Below are 19,991 nucleotides of genomic sequence, written 5' to 3'. Positions count from 1 at the left end.
TAAGCGTTGCACATCTCTGTTATAACACCTATTATCTGAACACATCGATACACATTAATGGATAACAAAGCTGAAAATCCAGCCATTTTACAAAAACAAGCCAAGCCACCTGGAAAGATCACCAGGATGTTCCTGACACTTTATGACGTATGTCAGTTCGTCACGCGGTTTTTCAGAGAAGGATTTCTTCCTCCTTATGAAGGAAAAGAACTGATGCGCCAATGTTACGACATCGGATATCGTTCCCTGGCTTTAATCTCCCTAACCGGATTTATCACAGGAATTGTATTTACAAAGCAGTCGAGACCCTCACTGGCAGAATTTGGTGCCACTTCATGGCTGCCTTCCTTAGTCGGAATTGCCTTACTCAGAACCCTTGCTCCCCTCCTGACCTCGCTCATTGCAGCGGGAAAAGTAGGCTCCAGTATTGGTGCAGAGCTGGGATCTATGCGTGTTACGGAACAAATAGACGCCATGGAAGTATCGGCCACCAACCCTTTTAAATTTTTAGTCACAACCAGAGTCCTCGCCTCTACAATTACCATTCCTATTCTTACTTTTTATACCGCAATGGTAGGTATGTTAGGTGCCCTGCTCAACGTTTCCTTATTCGAGGATACCAGTGCAAGAGCATTTTTCCAGGCTTCTTTAGAACAGATTACCTTTTTAGACATTACCGCATCCACCGTTAAAGCCATTCTTTTTGGTTTTACTATTGGAATTGTCGGCTGTTACCAGGGCTATAATTCTTCCAAAGGAACAGAGGGCGTAGGTAAAGCGGCCAACTCCGCAGTAGTGATCGGGATGTTCCTCATCTTTATTGAAGAGGTAATTTCGGTACAATTTTTTGGTTTATTCAGGTCTTGATCTTATAAATAATGGAACAAAAGAAACCCACAAATATGGATCTGGAAAAGGTAATAGAGATCAAAGGACTATACAAGTCTTTTGGCACCTATGACGTCCTTAAAGGCGTCGACCTGGATTTGTACAGAGGAGAAAACTTAGTCGTTCTTGGGAAATCAGGAACAGGAAAATCAGTATTGATTAAGATTATTGTCGGCCTGCTGACACCAGATCAGGGTGCAGTAAAGGTGCTCGGCCAGATGGTGGATGAAATTAGTTACAAAGAACTGTTGGCCTTAAGGCTGAAAGTTGGTTTCTCTTTTCAAAACAGCGCGCTGTACGACAGTATGACCGTGAGGCAAAACCTGGAATTCCCTTTAGTGAGGAACCAGCGAAACCTGACCAAAGGAGAAGTGAATATTGCGGTTGAGCGTGTGCTTGATGCCGTAGGTTTGCTTCAAACCATCAATCAAATGCCATCAGAACTTTCCGGTGGACAAAGAAAAAGGGTGGGCATTGCCAGAACATTGATTCTTCAACCGGAAGTGATGTTATATGATGAACCTACCGCAGGACTAGACCCAATTACCTGTTTAGAGATCAATAACCTGATCAATGAAGTACAGGAAAGATTCCATACCAGTTCTATCGTTATCACCCACGACCTTACCTGCGCAAAAGCAGTAGGAAACCGGGTGGCCATGTTACTTGATGGCAAATTTGAACGTCAGGGAACTTTTGATGAGGTATTCAATACCAATGATGAACGGGTAAAACCATTTTACGATTATAATTTTATACAATAACAATATGCAGGTAACAGACACGCGTCGCAAAGTAACAGTAGGAGTATTCGTATTCCTTGGACTACTCATTTTTGTATTAGGAGTTTTTACGTTGGGAGGCCAGAAAAAGACATTTGTAAAAAGCTTTACTGTTGATGTTGTTTTTAATGATATCCAGGGATTAAAGGCAGGAAACAATGTTTGGTTTTCAGGCGTAAAAGTCGGAACCATCAAAAAGATCCAGTTCTTTGGCACTTCACAGGTACAGGTATTTTTAAGTATTGAAGAAGAAGCACATAAATACATCCATAAAGATGCCACCGCAACCATCAGTTCTGACGGTTTGATTGGTAATAAAATCATTGTTGTGACCGGTGGTACGCCAAAATTTCCATTCGTGGAAGAAGGAGACCGCTTAAAAGCCAGCAATGCACTTTCTACGGATGACATTATGAAAACTTTCCAGGTGAACAATAAAAACCTGGTAGATGTAACTTCAGACTTTAAAATTCTTGCTAAAAATCTGGTAGAAGGAAAAGGTGCTGCAGGTGCTTTACTAGCAGATCAGCAGATTGCTGATAACTTTAAAGCGATTGTACAGAATTTAAAAGTGACGACAGAAGCAGCCAATAAAATGGCCTTAGACCTGAACACTTTCACCAGAAAGATGAATACTAAAGGCGGATTAGCAGATAAGATGCTGACCGATACTATGGTTTTCTCACAGTTACAGGCTTCAGTTAATGAGTTGAAGAAAACAGCAAGTTCTGCCGCAGCTTTAACAGATAACCTGAATAAAGCCAGCTCGAAATTAAACCAGAGTGACAATGCCGCTGGCCTGTTATTAAACGACCAGAAAGCAGCAGATCAAATCAGAGTGATCATGCAAAATCTGGAAGGAAGCAGCAAGAAACTGGATCAAAACATGGAAGCTTTACAGCATAACTTTTTGTTGAGAGGTTTCTTCAAGAAAAAAGCGAAAGCAGAAGCTGAGGCCGCAAAAACGCCAGTACAACCTTAAATCAGGTTCCTAAAAATAAAAAGGCCTGTTTCTGTTGTTTTCAAACAGCTAGAACAGGCCTTTTCTGTAATCGATAAATCTATTGTTTTGTAAAAGCCAAAACTATTGGACGATTGTATTGTTTTTATAGGGAAGCAATTAATCCTAAATTACATACCATTATGGGCCTACTCAAATCTCTACTTATCGGTGCAGCAGTTTATGGCGCTGTAAAATATGCCACAAAAAAAGGTACCAACGGAAAATCTCTTGTCGACGAATTGACAGAACAGGCTCCGGAATGGCTGGATAAGGCGAAAGAATTTGGAAATGACCTGAAACAGCAATACCGTCAAACTACAGATCCTTATCAGGAATAAACAGCCTTAACTCTAAAAATCAACGGAATCCACTACTTTAACACTAGTGGATTTTGCTTTTTCCGGCAGTTGGGGAATTCATTTCTCCGCTTGAGTTGCCTATTTGGTCAGCTTGGGTAAAATTCAGCATATACCTCCCAGTGTATTTATTATTTTTGTTCCAAAACCAAGCAAGCAACCGAGCCCCTCCTCTATTATAAAGCGCATTTTATGTAAGTTTGCCGATTAAAATCACCAATGTGAAATATGCTGAAACCCCGTACAATTCTTTCTAAACCCCTAAACAGACACCTTCGTTTCATTACGATTCCTTTGATCTTTGTGGTGCTGAACTTATTGTCTTATTTCCTCAATCCCTACAGCCCTTATTACCAACTCTATTTTGAAAGACCTGCCCTGGAAATCATTACAGACGCAAGTTTAACGCTGCTTTTCTGCGTGCTGATTTTTGAGCTGAGTGTGTTTAATTCTTCCATGCTAGATAAAGTAATTCCCTGGACAGAGCGTCCGTTTATGCGTTTCAGCATCCAGCTGCTCACCCAAATTGTATTTGTCATCATTTTGATGGTCCTGTTATATTATATCGGATCATTGGTGTATACGTATAAAGAAAAACCTACCTTCGAAGAGGAGCTGAACAGCATTCAATTCGTCTACGTATGTGTGATTATGGGAATCCTGATCAGTGCTGTAACTACTGGAAACTTCCTTTTACAAAAGTGGACCGCCACCATGATGGAAGCTACAGAATTGAAATTAAAAACGGCAGAATTCAAAGAAATTGCCATGCAGGCAGAGCTTCAATCCCTAAAGCTGCAGCTCGATCCACATTTCATGTTCAATAACTTCAGTACACTTTCGGAACTGATTTCTGAAGATCAGTTAAAAGCAGAGGTTTTCCTGAGAAACTTATCAAGGGTGTATCGATACATGATTGCCAATCTTAAAAAAGACATCGTTTCCCTGGAAGAAGAACTCAAATTTGTAGATGCCTATTTATACCTCATCAGGATCCGCTATGGAGAAAATGTGATTGTCTCCGTAGACATTAACAATGATGACGACCGCGGTATCCCGCCCATCACCTTACAGCTGCTGATTGAAAATGCGATCAAACACAATGCAGCCACTAAAAGCAACCCTTTACTCATAGAAATTTACAATACCGATTCCCATATTGTGGTGAGTAATAACCTGCAGAGAATTAAACTTTCCATTCCTTCTGCCCGTATCGGCTTACAAAATATACGAAGCAGGTATGCCTTATTGTCGGAAGACCTGCCTTACATTCTAGAAAATGAAGAGTCTTTTGCCGTTTATTTACCTTTACTTCCATTGTAGTCCCTGAAATATGAATATTCTAATCATCGAAGACGAAAAGCCCAATGCCAACAGACTGATTAAATTACTGGCGGAATTGAGAGAAGACGTGCATATTATGGGCGTATTGGGCAGTGTAGAAGAAAGCGTGAACTTCCTGACCCAGCATCCGCATCCAGATTTAATTCTGATGGACATCAGATTGGGAGATGGTTTATGCTTCGAAATCTTCCCGAAAGTAGAGCTCCACTGCCCGGTAATTTTCACCACAGCCTATGACGAATATGCACTTCGTGCCTTTAAAATTTACAGCCTTGCCTACTTGCTTAAGCCCGTAGAAAAGGCCGAATTAAAGGAAGCTTTGAGTATGTACGATCATATTATACAGGAAACAAATCCCAATAAAGCTTTGGATCAATTGGTAGATTACATCAAATCAAAATCAGTAATATACCGCTCCAGGTTTCTTTTACCTTATAAAGATGGCTACAAAACCATTCTCGTTTCTTCCATTGATTACATTTATTCTGAACACAAAATCACACACCTGGTATTGGACGACCAGACAGATCTGATTGTCCCCTTCACGATGGATGAACTGGAAGATCAGTTAGACCCCGTTTGCTTTTTCCGCGCCAACCGTCAGCACATGATTCACATCAACAGCATCTACTCCATCCATAACTATTTCAATGGCAAACTGAAAGTCATTCTGAAAAACCCGCTTTCCGGTGAAATCATCATCAGCAAAGAAAAGTCCGGGCAGTTTAAGGCCTGGCTCGACCGATAATTTCGGTTATTGATTTTCTACGTTTCAGCGACTAATATATCCATTTCGGTCAAGTAATGGCATTTTCGCGCGGGATACATTTTATGTTTGCAGACATTTTAAATAAACATAAATTATAAAAGAGATGTTTTTCCCCCAAAATCTTAGAAACAATACCCGATATTTCTTGCTATTGTCCCTGCTTTTCCCTGCATTGTTTTTAAGCAGCTGCGGATCGAAAGCCGGACAGGAACAAGCCGGCGGAACTCCGCCTCCAGCACCGGAAATCCCGGTGATCGCTGTGCTGGAACAAGCTGCGGTTACCTTTAATGAATATAGTGCTGCCATTGAAGGCAGGGTAAATGTAGACATTCGCCCGCAGGTAGATGGTTACCTGGACAAAATCTTTGTGGATGAAGGTGCCTACGTAAAAGCTGGTCAGCCTTTGTTCAAAATCAACGATCGTGTGTATCAGGAACAGCTGAATACTGCCAACGCAGCTATGGAAGCCGCAAAAGCGACCTTGCGTACTGCTCAGATTGAAGTGAATAAAATCAAACCTTTAGTGCAAAACAAAGTGGTTTCGGAGGTACAGTTGAGTACCGCAGAAGCAAATTACAATCAGGCACAGGCTGCGGTATCACAAGCAAAATCAACCATTGCCTCGGCAAAGATCAATATCGGTTTCACATTGATTAAAGCCCCGATCTCTGGCTTTATTGGTAAAATTCCAAAAAGAGTGGGCAACCTGATCAGCAAAGGCGATCAGGAACCCATGACTACCCTTTCCGACACGAAAGATGTGTATGCTTATTTCTCCATGAGTGAACCTGCTTTTCTTCAGTTCAATGCACAAATTAAAGGTGCAAACATGACGGAGAAGCTGAAAAAACTTCCTCCGGTAACCCTGCTGCTTGCCGATGGAACTACTTATCCTCAAAAAGGAAGAATTCAACTGGTAGATGGTCAGTTCGACAAAAACACCGGATCGATCAGTCTTAGGGCAATGTTCCCGAATCCTCAGGGATTACTACGTTCTGGAAACACCGGAAAAATCCGTTTGGAAGAGCAGCATGAACAAGTAGTGATGGTCCCTAAAGCTGCTACAATGGATGTTCAGGATAAGATTTTCGTCTACCTGGTCGGAAAAGGAAATAAGTTAGAACGTAGAGCAATCCTTATTTCTGGCAAAAGCGGCAACAATTACCTGGTTAAAGATGGCCTTAAAAAAGGAGAAACCATTGTGTATTCAGGCCTGGATGGTTTAACGGAAGAGGCTGAAATTAAGCCAAAACCATTAAATGCCGATAGCGTTTACCGCGCTCAATAATTTACCATATTAATATAAAAACCACATGTTACAATCTATTATAAGAAGGCCGGTATTGGCAACGGTGATCTCTGTCCTCCTGGTACTCCTGGGGATAGTAGGCCTTACCCGTTTGCCGATTACCCAGTTTCCCGACATTGCCCCGCCTACCATTTTCGTATCCGGTGTATACCCTGGAGGAAACTCTGAGGCGGTCATCCGTTCTGTCATCACCCCGCTGGAAGAATCCATCAATGGGGTAGAAAACATGGACTACATGAAATCTTCCGCCAGTAATGACGGTTCCTTTTCAGTATCCATTGTGTTTAAGCAAGGTACAGACCCAGATCAGGCGGCAGTAAACGTACAAAACCGCGTAGCCCAGATCAACAGTCAGATGCCACCAGAAGTACTGCAGGCAGGGATCAGTACCTCCAAACAGCAAAACAGTAATGTGATGTACTTCAACGTTTATAGTGAAGACCGCGCAAAATATGATGAGAAATTCCTGCAAAATTACATCAAGATCAACCTTGTTCCTGAGCTAAAAAGGATTCAGGGTGTAGGTCAGGTACAGATGTTCGGCTCCAAAGATTACTCGATGCGCGTTTGGTTAAATCCGCAGAAAATGGCGGCCAACAATTTAACGCCGAGAGAAGTTACGGAAGCGATTTCAGATCAGAGTTTAGAGACTGCTCCGGGAAAATTCGGAGAAGAATCCAAAGAAGCAATTGAATATGTCGTAAAATACAAAGGAAAGTTAAACTTACCGGAGCAATATGAGGATCTGATCATCAAATCTACTGCCGATGGTGGTGTACTCCGCTTAAAAGACGTTGCGAGGATCGAATTTGGTGCCGCCAGTTATTCCAGTGACACCAAAATGGATGGCATGGATGCCGTCACATTAGGGATTTTACAAGCCAGTGGTTCCAATGCCAATGAAATTGAAATTGCAGTTCGTAAGTCTTTGATTAAAGCAGCGAAAGATTTCCCTAAAGGTATCAAGTATGAAATCATTCAAAGTACAAAAGAAAGATTAGACGAATCCATCAGCCAGGTAAAAACGACCTTGATTGAGGCCTTTATCCTGGTGTTTATTGTGGTATTCATTTTCCTGCAGGATTTCAGGTCTACCCTGATCCCGGCGATTGCCGTTCCGGTAGCGATTATTGGTACATTTTTCTTTTTGCAGCTGATCGGTTTTACTGTGAACGTACTGACCTTATTTGCATTGGTACTGGCCATCGGTATTGTAGTCGATGATGCGATTGTAGTGGTGGAGGCCGTTCATGCGAAAATGGAAGGCTCCGATTTAACTGCCCGCGAAGCAACCTATTCCGCTATGAGTGAAATTACGGGAGCGATTGTATCGATTACCCTGGTCATGGCGGCAGTATTCCTGCCAATTGGCTTCATGGAAGGTTCTTCAGGGATTTTCTATAAACAATTTGCCTTTACACTGGCCATTGCGATTCTGATTTCTGCGGTAAACGCCCTGACTTTAAGTCCGGCATTGTGTGCACTGTTCTTAAAGAATCCGCATGCGGAAAAAGAAGGTAAGAAAACAGGTTTTTCTCAACGTTTTTTCCAGGCTTTCAACACTTCATTTGACCGAATGACGGCAAAGTACATTGGCAGCCTAAAATGGCTGATCAGGTTCAAATGGGTAAGTTTAGGCGGTTTGGCAGTAGTAACCGGAATTACCCTTTGGATGCTGAATACAACGCCTAAAGGATTTGTACCCATGGAGGACGATAGTTTCATGATTTACTCCTTAACAATGCCTTCCGGTACTGGTTTAGACCGTACCACCAAGTTCATTAAAAAGGTAGACTCTACCTTCAAAAGCTTTGAATCGGTAAAAACTACCACCAGTGTATCTGGATTTAACATCATGAGCAACTCTGCAAGTCCTGCTTATGGACTGGGTTTTGTGAAACTGAAAGCACCAAAAGAAAGAGGTGAAGTACAGAATATGGACGCGGTATTAGGGATGGTTAATGCAAAAATGGCCACCCTGAAAGAAGGAACAGTGAGTGTGTTCCGCATGCCTCCAGTTGCCGGATACGGTGCCATTGGTGGTGTAGAATTCGTATTGCAGGACCGTACAGGCGGCGATCTGCAGAAATTCAGCCAGGTAGCCAACAAGATTGTCGGCGAATTATTTGGTGTGGATGGCGTTGCTGTCGCATTTACCACCTTTAAAGCGGATTACCCGCAATTTGAACTGGAAGTAAACGACCAAAAAGCCAAGCAGCTGGGCGTGAGCGTAAGAGGTTTACTGAGCACGATACAAGTATATTATGGTGGCTCTCAAGCTTCAGATTTCAACCGTTTCGGTAAATACTACCGTGTCAATGTGAAAGCAGACGGCATTTACAGAACGGATAAAGAATCACTGAATATGGTGTTTGTAAAGAATGCCAAAGGTGATATGGTGCCTGCAAGTGAGCTGGTATCCGTGAGAAAAGTATACGGTCCGGAATCTGTAGACCGTTACAACCTGTTCAATTCCATCACCATCAATGCGATCGCCAAACCTGGAGTGAGCAATGGAAAGATCATGGATGAAGTAGAGAAATTACTAGCAGAAAAACTACCAAACGGCTATAGCTATGAGTGGAACGGACTTTCCAGAGAAGAGAAATCTTCTGGATCGCAAACCGTATTTATCCTTGCCTTGAGCTTATTGTTTGTATACTTCTTGCTGGCAGCTCAATATGAGAGTTATATCCTACCATTAGCAGTGATGTTATCCATCCCTACTGGTCTACTGGGTGTATTTATTGCCATTAAGATTGCCGGTATCGACAACAACATTTATGTACAGATCGGATTGATTATGCTGATAGGTTTATTGGCTAAAAATGCGATTCTGATCATTGAGTTTGCTTTACAGCGCCGAAAAGAAGGTATGGACCTGATCCCTGCTGCATTAGAAGGATCAAGACTACGTTTGAGACCGATCCTGATGACTTCCCTGGCCTTCATTGCGGGTATGATCCCATTGATGATTGCTACTGGTGGATCAGCAATGGGGAACCGCTCTATCAGTACTGGTGCTGCTGGTGGGATGCTTGCAGGGGTAGTCCTGGGACTGTTTATCATTCCAGTACTCTTTGTGGTATTCCAATCTCTACAGGAAAAAATAACCGGGAAACCGGGAATAGAAACCGACCCACAGGTCAAATCTCATTAATCATGAATTACCCTCATAAATTATATACCTGCGCCGCCCTTGCCATCCTGATTACAGGATGCAAGGTGGGCAAAGAATATGTGCGCCCGGCTACCGGATTACCGACAGAATATTCTGCGGTACAGCAATCTGCGGACTCCAGTAGCGTAGCCACATTGAGTACAAAAGCCTTCTTTAACGACGATGCGCTACAGCAGCTGATTGACAGTGCCAACACTAAGAATTATGACCTGCTGATCGCGATGAAAAACATCGAGAGTGCCAACCAAAGTTTGCGGGAAGCAAAAGTCAATTTCTTACCGGAACTGGGTTTAAACATCCAGGCCAACACCAACAGACCCTCTAAAAACAGTTTGAATGGCTTGAGTATGGGGCAGTTTTTTAGTTCCAGCACCATTCAGGATTACAATGCAGCTTTAAATCTGTCCTGGGAAATTGGCTTATGGGGAAAACTGAACCGCATGAAAGGCAAAGCACTCGCTGAATACCTTCAAACTCAGGAAGCCTCCAAACTGATCCGCAGCAAACTGGTTGCTAGTGTGGCTACAGGTTATTATAACCTGCTGATGTTAGATGAACAACTGCGCATTGCCAACCGTACGGTTGCTTTAAATGACAGCACCTTACAAATGACAAAACTGCAATGGGATGCTGGTTTAACCACCATCCTCGCTGTTCAGCAGGCAGAAGCACAAAAACTCAGTTCAGAGCAACTGGTACCTACCTTGCAGCAAGGAATCAGTATTCAGGAAAACGCGTTAAGTCAGCTGACAGGGACACTTCCAGCATCAGTTTACCGCGTAAAAAAACTGAATGAAATTAGCCCGGCAGTCCAAATCCCTGCTGGTTATCCAGTGGCATTACTGAACAATCGTGCAGATGTAAAAGCCAGCGAATATGCCCTGCGTGCCGCCAATGAATCAGTTGGCATTGCACAAGCCAGCATGTATCCGGCATTAAATATTACCGCACAGGGTGGCGTGAATTCCTTTAAATCCAGCAACTGGTTTAACATTCCGGGTTCGCTGTTTGGCACACTTGCCGGATCAGTTACCCAACCCTTGTTTCAGCGCCGACTGTTAAAAACCAGGTTCGAAATTGCTAAAGTAGAAAGAGAGAAATCGGTATTACAGTTCAGACAAACCCTGCTTTTAGCAGTGACTGAAGTGTCTGATGCTTTAACCAAATCGACCCGATTAAAAGAACAGCTGATATTGGCAGAGCGTCGCGTAAACACCTTACGTTCGGCCATCAAAAATGCGGACATGCTGTATAAAAGCGGTATGGCTACTTATTTGGAAGTGATTCTTGCCCAGGGAAGCCTGCTGCAAAGCGAATTGGAACTGAGCGATCTGAAACGCCAGCGACTGGCTGCGGATGTGGAACTTTACACCGCATTAGGTGGTGGAATCAACCCCTAGGTTAACCCTAGCCATCGTTTACCAAACAAAAATTGAATAACCTGACTGCGATGCCCTTAAAGCGTCGCAGTTTTTTATGGCTATCAAAAATCCTATTTGAAGTAAATTTCAAAGGTCGTTCCCGTACCAAATTCACTGCTTACCGTCACCTTTCCTCCCATGGCATCGATCTGGTTTTTAGAGATAAACAACCCCACTCCTCTTGAATCTGCATTTCCATTAAAGGTTTTATACATCCCAAACAACTCTGCACCGTGCTTCTCCAGGTCCATTCCAATGCCATTATCCTTGATTTTCAGTACCACTTGTCCTTCCTGCTGACAAGTCAGTTCGATTAGCGGTGGTCGTTCCGGGTGACTATATCGAATGGCATTAAAGATGAAATTGAGCAAAATACTTTCCAGATAAGCAGGGTTATAATTCACCAATACCGTTTGCGGCACTTTATTCAGGATACAGGCTTTTTTCAGCACAATCTGGTCATGCAGTACACTCAGCGTCCTATTGATATATTCATAAAGCACTAACGGTTCTACAATTACATTGATGTTTGTTTGGATATTGACCACCTTATTTAAATTCAGTAATGTTTCATTCAAAGAATTCGACACTGTTTTCAATAGGGCTACCATTTCATTTCTCTCTTCATTAGAAGTAGCTGATTCAATCAAGGCAGAAATAGATTGAATGTTGCTGGTATGAGAACGGAGGTTATGAGACACAATATAAGAGAAATTCAGCAACCTTTTATTTTGCTCATTGACCAGGTCAAAAGAGTGGTTTAAATCTCTCTCCGCCTGTTTATTCTTGGTGATATCAATCATAATTCCTCTCAGCATCACCACCTTTCCATCGACCACCACCACGTTCACAATGTCTCTCAACCAGACCACACTGCCATCTTTGGAGATCATACGGTATTCAAAATCATGCTGTTCCAGCTTATCCGCAAAGGAATAACAATAATGGAGACGGTATTGCCTGTCGTCTGGATGGATATGGTCTACCCAGAATGTGGGCGAAGCCAGCCATTCTTCACTCGTATAGCCCAGAATATCTTTCGATTTTCCACTGATAAAAGCAAATTCAAAGGTGAAAGGGTTGGCTTCCCAAACAATTCCATCAATGGTATTGATCAGCGACTCGATGCGTTGACTGTACTCAACGGCAATGCGCTCTGCCTCCATTCTTGCCGTCACATCCTCTACAATAGCGATATGACTGGTTGGTTTTGTTCCGGGCAACCACAATGGCGTGATCATCAGGTTTGCCCAAACCACTGTTCCATCTTTATGTAAATACCTTTTCAGGAGTTCGAACTCAGAAATTTCACCGCTCTCCATTCGCTCAAAATAGTTGAGGCCGCTATCCAGATCATCAGGATGGCTCAGTGTATGAAAATGCTTCATGAATAATTCTTCAGCTGAATACCCAAGGATTTTACAGAGCCTTGAATTGACATGAAGTAAGGCTCCGGTATTAGAATCCACCTCCATGATCCCAATCGCTGCCTGATCGAATATCGTTTTGAATTTAAGCTCATTTTCCAATAACTTATCAGCCTGATCATGCACCAGTTGCTCCAATTCAGCAGGCCTTTTAAATACCATGGAGACCAGAAAACCACTTAGTCCAGCAAGAAAAATAGCGAATATCGTAGGGAATATAATTTTCAGGTAAGGTTTGTAGCTTGGAATGCTCATCATATACAATTTCCAATTGCCATCAGAAAAAGTGACACTTTCCTCCACTGCATCAGCTGTAGTTTTAATTTTCGGCAGAAAAAACTCTTCCTTACCAGTTGCAGGATTAACCTTCGACAGCTGAAAGGCATAGCGATTATCAGCTGCTCCTTTTACTCCTGCCTCCTTTAAAAAGGTATCCAGCTTAATCACAACAGCTGAAAAGCCCCAAAATTTGTTGTTAAAAAACAAAGGCATCCGTCCAACAATCCCTAATCCTCCCTGTTTGAGCTTTAAAGGGCCAGCAAAATACATCTTTCGATCTGTCACAGATTTCTTGGCTTCTTCACTGATTTCTTTAGAGAGTTTAAAAATATTCAGATTTAACGCTGCTTCATTCCCTTTTAAAGGATAGATATATTTAATTACCCCGTCCGGCACCATCTCTACTGCCTGTAAATTGGGATTAGAACTCATCAGCTGTGCAGCAACAGCATCGAAATTTTTAGGTACTCCATCTGTATTGATCGTTAAACCCAGCGTCAAAGTTGCAGTATAGCTGTTTTTGAGCGACTGGTCCACATTGTACCGCACCACTTCCAGAACGCGGTTCATTTCCATCCGCTGGTCGTCTTTAACCATCCGATAGCGCTGATTAGAGACATAAAGGATCAGAGAGATGAGTAATAAGGAAATTACCGCGCCGGTAATTTTGGGTTTTTTAAATAAAATATTGGTACTGGAAGATAGTTTTTTCTCTAAGTTCATTTTGTTGCCAAGCGGAGCCTAAATGTAATATTTAATTTTTACTTTTATCTATGATCATTTCTCTGGAAAACGCACAAATTTCTGCTACTTTCTCCACTAAAGGTGGAGAATTACAACGTTTAGAAAACAAGGAAACTGCCTTGGAATATTTATGGACTGGAGATGCCAATTTCTGGGGGAAGTTTAGCCCGATTTTATTTCCCATTGTTGGGGGATTAAAAGAAGACACTTACTTTTTTGAGGGAGCATCCTATCAGCTGCCCAGGCATGGTTTTGCCAGAGACCGGGAATTTGAGGCCCATCAAATTAGCTCCGAGGAAGTGTTATTCCTGCTAAAAGAAGATCAGGAAAGCTTAAAAGTATATCCTTTTAAATATCAGCTGGGCCTGCGTTACCGATTGACTGGAAATACACTGAGCTGTAGTTACGAGGTGTTCAACAGCGGAAATAAAGATTTGTGGTTTTCTATTGGCGGTCACCCAGCCTTCCGTTTGCCACTTCAATCTGGCTTAAATTATGACGATTATTACCTGGAATTTAATGAGGATACGCAATTAAATGTACATCAGGTAACGGATAACCTGATTGAAGAAGAAACTCAGCCTATTCATTTAGAGGGAGGAAAACTGCCTTTAACACATCATTTGTTCTATCAGGATGCCCTGGTATTGAAAGACCTGAAAAGTAATAAGATCAGTTTAAAAAGCATAAAAGACAAACATGGACTGGATTTCCATTTCCATGGTTTCCCATTTTTCGGCATCTGGGCAGCTAAAGATGCTGACTTTGTCTGTCTGGAGCCTTGGTGCGGCATCGCTGATGGCGTTGATCATGATCAGGAGTTCAGCAAGAAAGAAGGGATTGTTCAGCTGGCGCCTGGAAAAGATTGGTCCAGATATTGGGAAGTTACCTGTTTTTAAAGCTAGCCATTCCTGCCCGGCAACTCCACAATAAATTTACAGCCTTTATCTTTGCCCTCGCTTTCGGCGCGAATGGCTCCATGATGTGCTTCTACCAATACTTTTACAATGGACAGCCCCAGGCCGGTTGAGTTTTCTCCAGCGGTTGGCTGCGCACTTAAGCGCGTAAACCGCTGGTATAATTTACTTTTATCTTCCAGGGTAAGCCCTAATCCCTGGTCTTCTACTTCAATCATTACCATTCCTGATCGTTCCTTTACACGAATAAAGATCTGTTTATCTACCGGGGAATATTTAATCGCATTATTGATCAGGTTGTCTATAATTTCCGTCAGCTTCCCTTCATCGGCATTGACATACAGGTCTTTTTCATAGCTAAAATGCAGGGTCTGGTTTTTCCTTTCTGCCAATGGCTGGTTCATAGAGACCACATTACTCACCAAAAAGGAGACATTTACTTTGATTAACATCAAATGGATCTTTCCTGCCTCCATACTCCCAACCTGTAGGAGTTCATCAATGATGCGCACCATATTGAGACTGGCGATTTTTATCTGATCACAAAGAGTATCCACCATTTCAGGATTGTTTTTCTTCATCTTGATCAGATCCGCACGCACAGGAATTGTGGTCAATGGATTCTTAAGGTCATGGGCCGTTGTATTTAAGATCTGGTTGTGCTGAGCCATACTCACTCTGGAGGCCAGACGCAGTTCGATCTGATCCATCACAATGTCTCTTAAATCTTTAAGGATCTGCTCCTCTTCTTCGTTTAATGATCTTGGCGCCTTATCGATCACACAAAAAGTCCCCAGATTGAAGCCATCACGGGTACGAAGTGGTACAGCAGCATAAAACCTCAATCCAAAACTACCTGCTACCAATGGATTTGACAGCGTTCTGGGATCTATGGCTGCGTCTTCTACAAGATACAGGTCCTCAGAAAAAATCACAGAAGCACAAAGGCCTTCATCTCTGTCAATTTGCTGGGAATCAATTCCGTATTTCGATTTAAACCAGATGCGATCGGTATCCACGAGACTCACAATCGCAATCGGTACTTTTAAAAGGCTGGCGGCAAGCTTGGTCAGCTTGTCAAATGAACCATCTGGTGGTGTATCAAGAATACTGTACCTTTTTAAAGCTTTTATTCTTTCTTCTTCTAATGTTGCAGTATCCAGATCTATTTGAGTCGCCATTGAGATTACCATTAAGAATTATAAAGTTAGCAATGTTTCTAGCAGAAAACAAATTACGATCATTTATATATAAACAATAGGACACAAGATAAAGTTTTACGCCTTTAAATAGCTATTCTAAAAAAGATCTGTTTTGCCTAAAAATATTTCCTTGTGGAGAAAAAATTTAGTTTCACCAGCTTTCAGAAATCAATGCAGAATTAATCGAAACCCCTGATAATGTGCCTGATGCCACAGCCATGGAAACGGACCTGGCCATAGTTGTATTATCACCGGCCGCATACACCCCGGAAATGCTGGTTTCCTTTTTGTCGTCAATCACCAGATAACCCTGCTCATTAATTTCACAGCCCAGGCTTTCAGGAACTGAAGAATGCTGTTCAAAACCAAATTTCCCATACATCACTTTGAAGAAATGCTCCTGTCCATCTTCCAGCAGCAAGCTTTTTAGCTGTCCATTTTCCTGCGAAAGTTCTTTTAGAGGGACTTCATTGACTGGTATGTCATGATTTTTGAGCTGTAAAAGCTGCTCTTCGCTCAGATGTACCGGACCATTGGTATATAAAACCAAATCTTTGCTCCACTGGCTCAGCACCTGAATAAAATGAAATGCAATTTCTCCATTGGCTAGTAATGCTGTTTTTTGACCCGCTACTTCATAACCATGACAATACGGACAATGGATTACAGAAATCCCCCAGCATTCGGCAAAGCCCTTGATCTCTGGCATCAGGTCTTTAACACCTGTGGCAAACAATAGCTTTTTCGCTTTCAAAGATTTACCGGTTGCCGTCTTCAGCTCAAAATAGCCATTGACTTTTACGGCAGCAGTCACGAAATCATTTAAATGTGTTACGGTAGGATATTTTAAAGCATCTGCCCATCCTTTTTCGGCAATTGCGGCCGGTGTTTCGCCATCCTGTGTCAGGAAGTTATGAGCATGTGGCGTCTGCGCATTACAGGGCTTCCCGCTATCTACTACCAGCACTTTTCGTCCTGCCCTGCCTAAGGTCATTGCCGCAGAAAGACCTGCATAACTTCCTCCAATAATGATCACTTCTTGTATCGTTTCTTTTTCCATTTGGTTTAAAATTTAGGGCAAGACAGTACAAAGGAATTCCCACACTGACTACCAGTTGAAAACAAAGTTAGAAACCCGCAGAAGTAATGCAACATAATTGCAACAATAAAACAGAAAGATGACACAACGTTGCTTTACTTAATCAATGCCGTTCTAATACTGGAAGTATGCGCACTGAACACCCCTAAAGCACCATTACTAAAGTTAGAGGGTGGATTAGCCGGGGAAACCGGTGGCCCGCTTCCTCCTGTATTCTGACCCAGGCTGTAGAAATACCGGTACACATTTCGATCAATACATTGAATTTCTACCTGAACACTATCTCCTTTAATCAGGTCATTCAACTCATAAAAGATCACATTGGTTACTTTACTGCCATCATCAAAGCGGTCTTCGGAAACCACATCTTTTTCTACCACCCCTTTAAACTTCAGGATATAGCGGTACTGATTGGCTACTCCTGCAGGATCTCTAAAGTTCACAGCCACGTAATTCTTCGTTTCTCCAAAAAACGTAAAGCTCTTAAAGGTAAGCGAATCCATAGGCACACGAGCCGGCATGGTGGAACTGGCTTTATAGGTCTGCCCCTCCACCGTTACTGAAATATCGTATTTGGAACCCGATTTCCCCTTAAACTTTATGCTCTGGTATACCCCTGGAGACACTTCATTAAAAGCGATAGCACCGGTACCATCCACTGCGAGTACTACTTTTGCACCACTCAGTCCATTAAATTTGTTCGGCTCGGTAAAGCTGTAAGTTTTGGAAATCTTAATGCGCTGCACCTCGTTCTGATCGCTCACACCGCCATCTATCACGACTACTGCCGGAGCATCGTCTAGTTTGAGTTCTATCACCTTTTCACAGGCGGAGAAAAGACAAATGATCAGCAATCCTAAACTCCATCCTCTATATAATTTCATTTTCTTCATGACGCTTTTAGGTTAAAATTTGAAGTTCCAGGTAACCGAAGGAATAATGCCAAACAAGGTCGTTCTGACCACTTCTGTCCGACTAGGGTCATTCTCATTATCCTTAAAATCAATTGCAAAAGCATTTTGTCGGTTGTATACATTGTAAATTCCAAAAGACCAGCTGGACTGTAATTTCTTACCTGGTTTTCCTTCCAATGTAGCCGCCACATCTAAACGGTGATAGGCCGGTGTCCGATAAGCATTCTTCTCTTTATAATAAAAAGCAGTTTTACCATTGATTTCATATTTACCACTTGGATAAGTCACTGCATTTCCGGTATTGTAAACAAAAACAGAAGAGAAGGTCCAGCGTGTACTCGCTTTATAAATCCCTACCAACGAAATGTCATGCGTTCTGTCTTGTTTCGCATAAAACCATTTTCCTTCATTGATCGCATCAAACTGGCGTTCAGTTCTGGAATAAGTATAGCCAATCCAGCCATTGAACTTGCCAAACCTTTTCTTTAAGAACAATTCTATTCCATAAGCACGGCCATCACCATATAATAAATCGGCTTCCACATTGCTGTTTCCTCTCAAATCTGTCCCACTTCGGTACTCGATTTGGTTTTGCATCCATTTGTAGTAAATCTCTGCTGAGAACTCGTATTTATCATCGTTAAAGTTCCTGAAATAACCGGTTGCTACCTGATCCGCAATTTCCGGTTTCACATTATTGCTATTCATAATGTACAGGTCTGTCGGCGAAGTTGAGGTAGAATTAGACATCAGGTGAATGTTTTGAACATTCCTGGTATAAGCAGCTTTTATAGCGCTGGAAGGGTTCAGCTGGTAACTGGCAGACACTCTCGGTTCCAGATTGAAATAAGTTTTAACCAGTGCTCCGGAGCTATAGTAGGTACTAGAAAGTGTATTTCCTTCTTCATCATAGGTCTTGAAATTTCCCGGCCCCAGTAAAGAAAAATTACTCAGTCTCAATCCATATACCAGATTAAAACGCTCATTAACGGCCCATTCGTCAGACACATACATGGCAGATTCGAGGCCTTTTCTGTTCTCATAAGTGGTTGGGTTTACGCTGGAACTCTCGTCAGCACTAAGCTTACCCGGCGCGATCGTGTGGTGGATCACATTGAGCCCAAACTTCAGACTATGGTTGTTGCTCAAGCGATAATCAAAATCCTGCTTCAGGTTAAAATCTTTAATAGAAGAATTCACTTTAAAGTTATTGTCTTCCATCATATTCTGAATCACATAATTGTAATTGCTGTAGATCAGGGAAGTATTGGAGAACAATTTACTGCTGTACAAGTGGTTCCAACGCAAGGTAACTGTGGCATTGCCCCAATTGAAGCCAAATGTGTCGGCAAGGCCGAGCTTATCGCGGCCAAAATAACCGGATATATACAAGGTATTTTTATCGTCCAGCTGGTAATTTGCCTTGGCATTTAAATCATAAAAATATAAGGTATTGTTGTTGATTGAGCTATCCGGTGAAAGCTTAAAGAAAAGATCCATATAGGTTCTTCTTGCACTGACCATAAAAGAACCTTTGTCTTTTACGATCGGTCCCTCTACTTTAAGTCTGGAAGAGATCAGGCCGATGCCCCCTTCCGCAGTAAATTCTTTGCGGTTTCCGTCGTTCATTTTAAGGTCAAGCACCGAGGCCAATCGTCCGCCATATTGTGCAGGCATCCCTCCTTTATAGACACTCACATCTTTAATGGCGTCGGAATTGAAGGTGGAGAAAAAACCCAATAAATGGGAAGCATTATAGACTGGTGCTTCATCTAGGAGGATCAAATTCTGATCTGTAGCCCCTCCCCTAACATAAAAGCCGCTATTTCCTTCTCCTGCGGATTTAATTCCCGGCAGGAGCTGCAAGGTTTTCAGTACATCGCGTTCGCCAAGCAGCACCGGGACATCATTGATTTCCCGAACACTCAGCTTCTGTAATCCCATTTGTGGACTGCTTACGTTTTCGTTCTTTTTAGTTGCTGAAATGACGACTTCATTCAATTGATTGTCTTCCTCTAAAGCCACATTGAGGCGCAGATCTTTTGAGGATACTTCCACTTGTCTGACCGTGGTTTTATAACCAATAAAACTAACTGCTACTTCATATTTCCCTACAGGGATAATGAGGGAATAAAAGCCGTAAGCATTTGTCAGGCTGGAAGCATTATGCTCACCACTGACTTTAATACTGGCGCCAATCAGCGTTTCCCCTGTTTTTGCGTCAGTCACATTCCCACTAATGGTTCTTTTAGTTTGGGCTATGGAATACTGGAATGTTATACTCAATAAAAGTATCAGTACTAGTCTAAAGGTATTAGGCATATAAAAAATAGGGTATAATATTCCTTAAATCATG

The 19,991-nt window shown here is 42.3% G+C and carries 15 protein-coding genes; 10 read left to right on the top strand and 5 right to left on the bottom strand.

Annotation, left to right across the window (positions count from 1 at the left end):
• Window positions 1-57 precede the first annotated feature (57 nt).
• The 9 genes from AQ505_RS07710 (at window position 58) to AQ505_RS07670 (ending at window position 11,032) form a co-directional block, all read left to right on the top strand.
• Complete coding sequence (locus tag AQ505_RS07710; protein ID WP_062547641.1) at window positions 58-867, top strand: MlaE family ABC transporter permease; 810 nt, start codon at window positions 58-60, stop codon at window positions 865-867.
• Window positions 868-878: 11 nt separating this feature from the next.
• Complete coding sequence (locus AQ505_RS07705; RefSeq protein ID WP_062547640.1) at window positions 879-1,652, top strand: ABC transporter ATP-binding protein; 774 nt, start codon at window positions 879-881, stop codon at window positions 1,650-1,652.
• Between the two features lie 4 nt (window positions 1,653-1,656).
• On the top strand, window positions 1,657-2,652 hold the full coding sequence (locus AQ505_RS07700; protein WP_062547639.1) for an MlaD family protein: 996 nt from the start codon (window positions 1,657-1,659) through the stop codon (window positions 2,650-2,652).
• Window positions 2,653-2,813: 161 nt separating this feature from the next.
• Window positions 2,814-3,011: a YtxH domain-containing protein gene (locus tag AQ505_RS07695; protein WP_062547638.1), complete on the top strand. Its 198-nt coding sequence runs from the start codon at window positions 2,814-2,816 to the stop codon at window positions 3,009-3,011.
• 246 nt (window positions 3,012-3,257) lie between these two features.
• Window positions 3,258-4,352 carry a sensor histidine kinase gene (locus tag AQ505_RS07690; RefSeq protein WP_062547637.1) on the top strand — a complete coding sequence of 365 codons (1,095 nt, stop codon included), beginning with the start codon at window positions 3,258-3,260 and terminating at the stop codon, window positions 4,350-4,352.
• A 10-nt stretch (window positions 4,353-4,362) separates the two neighbouring features.
• Window positions 4,363-5,121 (top strand): LytR/AlgR family response regulator transcription factor, encoded by a 759-nt coding sequence (locus AQ505_RS07685; protein WP_062547636.1) that lies wholly within the window; start codon window positions 4,363-4,365, stop codon window positions 5,119-5,121.
• A 124-nt stretch (window positions 5,122-5,245) separates the two neighbouring features.
• Window positions 5,246-6,430, top strand: a complete 1,185-nt coding sequence (locus AQ505_RS07680) for an efflux RND transporter periplasmic adaptor subunit (RefSeq protein WP_062547635.1) — start codon at window positions 5,246-5,248, stop codon at window positions 6,428-6,430.
• 25 nt (window positions 6,431-6,455) lie between these two features.
• Window positions 6,456-9,611: an efflux RND transporter permease subunit gene (locus AQ505_RS07675; protein WP_062547634.1), complete on the top strand. Its 3,156-nt coding sequence runs from the start codon at window positions 6,456-6,458 to the stop codon at window positions 9,609-9,611.
• Window positions 9,612-9,613: 2 nt separating this feature from the next.
• Window positions 9,614-11,032 carry an efflux transporter outer membrane subunit gene (locus tag AQ505_RS07670; RefSeq protein ID WP_062547633.1) on the top strand — a complete coding sequence of 473 codons (1,419 nt, stop codon included), beginning with the start codon at window positions 9,614-9,616 and terminating at the stop codon, window positions 11,030-11,032.
• 92 nt (window positions 11,033-11,124) lie between these two features.
• Here the strand turns inward: AQ505_RS07670 and AQ505_RS07665 are convergent, their stop codons facing one another.
• Window positions 11,125-13,482: a sensor histidine kinase gene (locus AQ505_RS07665; protein WP_062547632.1), complete on the bottom strand. Its 2,358-nt coding sequence runs from the start codon at window positions 13,480-13,482 to the stop codon at window positions 11,125-11,127.
• Between the two features lie 50 nt (window positions 13,483-13,532).
• Here AQ505_RS07665 and AQ505_RS07660 point away from each other — a divergent pair, with 50 nt between their 5' ends.
• The gene (locus AQ505_RS07660) at window positions 13,533-14,402 is read left to right on the top strand and encodes an aldose 1-epimerase family protein (RefSeq protein WP_082461452.1); all 870 of its coding nucleotides are present in this window, start codon (window positions 13,533-13,535) and stop codon (window positions 14,400-14,402) included.
• A 2-nt stretch (window positions 14,403-14,404) separates the two neighbouring features.
• On the opposite strand, the gene AQ505_RS07655 is transcribed toward AQ505_RS07660, so the two are convergent.
• The 4 genes from AQ505_RS07655 to AQ505_RS07640 all read right to left on the bottom strand — a co-directional run bounded on the left by AQ505_RS07655 (window position 14,405) and on the right by AQ505_RS07640 (window position 19,957).
• Window positions 14,405-15,601: a GAF domain-containing sensor histidine kinase gene (locus AQ505_RS07655; protein WP_062547631.1), complete on the bottom strand. Its 1,197-nt coding sequence runs from the start codon at window positions 15,599-15,601 to the stop codon at window positions 14,405-14,407.
• 172 nt (window positions 15,602-15,773) lie between these two features.
• Window positions 15,774-16,682, bottom strand: coding sequence for an NAD(P)/FAD-dependent oxidoreductase (locus AQ505_RS07650; protein ID WP_062547630.1), 909 nt, complete (start codon window positions 16,680-16,682; stop codon window positions 15,774-15,776).
• A 134-nt stretch (window positions 16,683-16,816) separates the two neighbouring features.
• Window positions 16,817-17,614: a DUF4249 domain-containing protein gene (locus tag AQ505_RS07645; RefSeq protein WP_231635043.1), complete on the bottom strand. Its 798-nt coding sequence runs from the start codon at window positions 17,612-17,614 to the stop codon at window positions 16,817-16,819.
• Window positions 17,615-17,626: 12 nt separating this feature from the next.
• Window positions 17,627-19,957, bottom strand: a complete 2,331-nt coding sequence (locus tag AQ505_RS07640) for a TonB-dependent receptor (protein WP_062547629.1) — start codon at window positions 19,955-19,957, stop codon at window positions 17,627-17,629.
• Between the last annotated feature and the right edge of the window lie 34 nt (window positions 19,958-19,991).

It is taken from the genome of Pedobacter sp. PACM 27299 (assembly GCF_001412655.1).
Lineage (GTDB): Bacteria > Bacteroidota > Bacteroidia > Sphingobacteriales > Sphingobacteriaceae > Pedobacter.
Note: the sequence above shows the minus strand (reverse complement) of the source record. Positions and strands in the feature narration are given on the sequence as shown.